Raw genomic sequence first — 3,548 nt, 5'->3', positions numbered from 1 at the left:
GCGCTTAACCTTTATATATCAGTGCTTTGAGATTATATTAGCGAGCCATACGCGACTTATCCCACACTTTGCTGATGCACTACCCAATAATTATAGCAATGAGCGCTGGTATATTTACAAATTGTAGTAGGGGCAAAAGAGCTAGAAGTCTTATATTATCGGCAATTTATTTCCCCTGTTGCCTGTTGCAATAGTGCCTGTTGCCGGAGCACAGCGCTATATAAAAAGAAAATTTCCTGAATGTTTTGATTGTCTCTTAGCAAATAATTTTAGTTGAATAAAAAGTCATATATGTATACGAAAAACCCCATTTAACATTTATAGTATCATAATTTTTGTGAGAATGCAGCCGAAAATTCTGATGCGCAATTTTTTTTCAGGAGCTTCAGAAAATGAAATAAATCCTAAATAGCTTATATGAAAGCTTATCCTTTTGTGCGGGAAAAGAAAGTGTAAGGTTTTTAGAGCCTGAAGCTAAAAATATGAGAATTTTGGGCAGGCAAAGCCAGAAAAATTGAGAGACTATTCTATCTCCATCTAACTTCCCCCATTATCCTGACTTATGACTCCTGACTCCTAATACCTTCGTCATTATCTTAGGGTTTGCTGATTAAATATCAAAGCATTGACATATAAAGGTTTTAGCCATTTTATGTCTGGAAAAACTACAAGCTTTTCAGTTGATATATCTGAAAAAGTGAGTATATTGGGGTAAGGCGAGGCAGAAAAATTAAGGGACTATTTTTCTAACTACCTACTGTATAATTCCCATTTCTCCTGTACGGGCGAATGGCCATTCGCCCGTACGACTCCTGACTTCCCCTCCTGGGAGAGGTTAGGGGTGGGTTGACTCCTCTCCCCTACTAAAAAACTTATTCAGCAAGTCCTATCTTATATCATGTCCGGATAATTAGGAATCGAACTCAGTTCCGCTTGCGTGACCGAAAAACTTTCTCCTTTTTATACTTTCTTTTTCCTCTATTCCGTGGTGACTACTCCCTCGTTATTTATAACTACTCAACCGAACATAATATTACTCATCTGTTGTCTTTTCTTGAACTCCCTGAATAATTCTAGACAACTCACTTTTCTCATTAACAGTAATTCGAGTTGGAGAACCACTAATAATTCCTTCATAGCTACGGAAGGAGTCTTTTATATCAGGACCTTGGGCTGTAATTGTATATTCTCTAATTCCTTTATCATGCCATGAACCACGCATTTTAAACACATTAATAGCGCGAGACATTTCCCCACGAATTTCTACATATTGAAGCATCAAAATTGTATCAGTAATAGTAGAAATATGAGAATCTGTAATAGAATTAGAACCCATAAACTGATCCGTAGTATTAGTAAAAAAACCTGTTATTTCTTCTTGCTTGGCAAAACCTGTCACCCCAATAACAAATTGTCTAAAAGCATTATTACTTACTCCTCTTGCCAAAGCAGATAAAGAGTCAATAGCTATTCTAGATGGTTTAAAATCGGCAATTTCTGATTTAATAATCTGTAGGTGGTCTTCTAAACCTGCTGATTCTGGATAGCTACAAAGAATTCTTAATAATCCTTTTTTTTCTAGTTCTTCAAAATCTATACCCCAAGAAGAAGCATTACGGAATAATTGCGCCCGGGACTCTTCATAAGCAAAAAGCATCGCAGGTTCATTATTTATACAACCATTTTCTAAAAATTTACTTACTAAAAGAGTTTTTCCCGTACCTGTAGCACCAGTTGCTAATATAATTGAATCTTTAAAGAAACCACCTCCGCACATTTTATCTAGAATCTCATCTCCAGAAGAAACTCTAACATTAGAAGAACGTTGAGTTAAACGCATCGCTCCAAGTGGGAATATATTTACACCATCATTAGTAATAGTAAATGGATACTCTCCTTTCATGTGAGTTGTACCCCTCAGTTTGAGAATTTCTATTGTCCGACGTCTACGTTCACCTTCCAGAGCATTACGGACAATTACAACATTATCAGAAACAAACTCTTCTACTCCAAATCTGGCTACAGGGCCATATTCTTCTACCCTTTCTGTAGTCATAATAGTTGTTGCCCCAACTTGTTTTAGTCGTGCAACTAAACGAAATATTTCTCTTCTAACTACCGAAGCAGCATCATATTGTTGAAATACAGCAGTTACAGAATCAATAGAAACTCTTCTAGCTTTATACTTACGAATAGCATATTGAATTCTTTCTATTAGAGCAGATAAGTCAAAATTACCAACTATATCTTGTCCTTCTGGATCGGGAGAAGCGTCTAATATAAATAACTTCCCTTCATCAACTAATTGCTGTAAATTCCAACCAAAACTGTAGGCATTCTTAATAATATCTTGGGGAGATTCTTCAAAAGTTACAAATACTCCTGGTTCATCAAAATAGGTAATTCCATTATAAAGAAATTGAATAGCAAACAATGTTTTACCAGTTCCAGATGTACCACTCACTAATGTTGTTCTGCCAACTGGCATACCTCCATGACTGATGTCGTCAAAACCCTCAATCATGGTCTTAATTTTCTCAACTCCTACCTTTGCTATTCCATCCTTTTTAATAGACTCAATATTTTCGTTCATATCTTTAAAAATCTTTAAAATATTTAAAATAAGAAAAAATTTGGCCAGGGATTCCTGATATATACCCTGAAAATTTATATCACACAATTAGTGAACTACCCGCTGCTGATGCTCCGCATAAAGCGCGAATTTCCTATCTTCCCATTATGACGCTCAGTCCTTCGGGGTAGAGCGCGGGGATTCTGGCCGATTAAGATTAAGTTAATTTGAGGTCCTCCTTAGCCTGTTAGTGTTAAGTCTCCTTTGCAACAGGTATCTCTTCTGTGAGAAACACTCCTCTACAAAAGGCAATAAGCAGGCAATGAGATATTGGAATACTTACTTGGTTTCCTAATTTCGTGCTACTTACCTTAACATCAATTATCTCTTACAGCGCTTTTCAGTTGAGTAAACCACAAAACTGCTGTAGGAGTCAGGAGTCAGGAGTCAAAGGCTAGTTTCAAAGTTATCACTCCTTAAGTTGCAACTGAATACAAATCTTCCATCATACCCCCCGGTGATAATGACTGTGGTCTATCAAGCATGAAAACTGCTATAAGAACAATAGACCTCTCCAGAAAAGAGGGATTAAGAATTTAGAATTTAGAATTTAGAATTTAGAATTAATAATTTAGAATTAATAATTTAGAATTACCTCTCCTTGAAAAGAAGAGGATTGACGAACAGGAAAATTTTTATTTATTATTCCCTTAAAAGGGGAGGCTTTAAACTACAATATTTCCGTAAATAATTGATGATTTATAGGCAATAATTAATTGGATTTTTGATGATCGGAGATGTCTAATGTTTAAAAAAATTCATCATTCAATAAAACTTATGAACTAGCCTAGTTGAGTTGACTCCAGTTGTCTATATTAACCAAGGCATAATAGGATAACTACCCTAGTATTATAGTTTGTTGAAGTATGGGATAGTGTTTTGCTCAATCTTGATTTTAGGAGTTGCACATTAAACA

General features: G+C 35.6%; 1 protein-coding gene. It reads right to left on the bottom strand.

All coding sequences use genetic code 11. The annotated features are described in order from the left end of the window. Positions 1–1,033: 1,033 nt before the first annotated feature. Entirely contained in the window at positions 1,034–2,593 is a 1,560-nt protein-coding gene (kaiC, locus tag AFK68_RS05655; RefSeq protein WP_094671940.1) for a circadian clock protein KaiC, read from the bottom strand. Positions 2,594–3,548 lie beyond the last annotated feature (955 nt).

Source organism: Hydrocoleum sp. CS-953, assembly GCF_002260545.1.
Classification (GTDB): Bacteria; Cyanobacteriota; Cyanobacteriia; order Cyanobacteriales; family Microcoleaceae; genus Trichodesmium.
This window is presented reverse-complemented; position numbering and strand designations above follow the sequence as displayed.